This is a genomic window from Methylobacterium sp. WL12 (genome assembly GCF_008039475.1).
GTDB lineage: Bacteria > Pseudomonadota > Alphaproteobacteria > Rhizobiales > Beijerinckiaceae > Methylobacterium > Methylobacterium cerastii.
Window position 1 is genome coordinate 1 of sequence record NZ_VRUW01000219.1, and the last position, 988, is coordinate 988.

At 65.9% G+C, this 988-nt stretch carries 1 pseudogene; it reads left to right on the forward strand.

Going from position 1 to position 988, the window contains the following annotated elements:
• Nucleotides 1-956 (forward strand): annotated as a pseudogene (locus tag FV226_RS27595) (IS3 family transposase); the annotation flags it as partial.
• Nucleotides 957-988: the final 32 nt, after the last annotated feature.

Here is a 988-nt window from a genome sequence, read left to right on the forward strand (position 1 = left end):
GCCGAGATCACTCGCCTGCGGCGTGAACTCGACCGGACGCGCATGGAGCGCGACGTCCTAAAAAAAGCGATCGGCATCTTCGCGGAGATGCCCAAGTGACGTTCGCCTTCATCGAGCAGCATGCGAGCACCTGGCCGGTGCGTCTCATGTGCCGCGTGCTCGAAGTCTCTCACAGCGGCTACTACGACTGGCGATCCCGTCCCGAGAGTGCGAGGTCGGCGTCCAACCGTCGCCTTCTCGACGACGTCCGCCGAATCCATGTTGGGCATCAGAAGCGCTACGGCTCGCCTCGGGTCCATGCCGTCCTGCGCGCAGAGGGGCGAACGACCAGTCGTGGGCGGGTGGAGCGCCTGATGCGCCGTCATGGCATCCGAGCCCTGGCAGGACGTCGATACCGGCCCTGCACGACCGACAGCCGTCACGATCTGCCGATCGCGCCCAACCTCCTGAAGCAGCAGTTCTCGGCCGCGCTACCCAACACGGTCTGGCTGGCGGACATCACCTACCTGCCGACCGGAGAGGGCTGGCTTTACCTGGCCGCCGTCCTCGATCTCGCCACCCGCAAGATCGTCGGCTGGTCCATGCGCGAGCACATGCGGACCGAGCTGACCTCGGCCGCCCTGATGATGGCCACCCAACGGCAGCGACCGGGGGCCGGCCTCATCTGTCACTCGGATCGCGGCAGCCAGTACGCCGCCGAGGCCTACAGAGCGCAGCTCGCCGACATGAAGGCGACGCCCTCCATGAGCCGGACAGGCTGCTGCTACGATAACGCCCCGATGGAGAGCTTCTTCCACACGCTCAAGGTCGAACTCGTCCACCAGAGACGATGGGCGACCCGGGACGAGGCCCGACGCGACTTGTTCGCCTACATCGAGGGCTACTACAATCGGCAGCGCATCCACTCGGCCCTCGGATACATCACACCCGAGCAAGCCGAACGGAACGCGAGCTAAACCCCGTGTCCGTGGAACCGGGGGAGGATCAC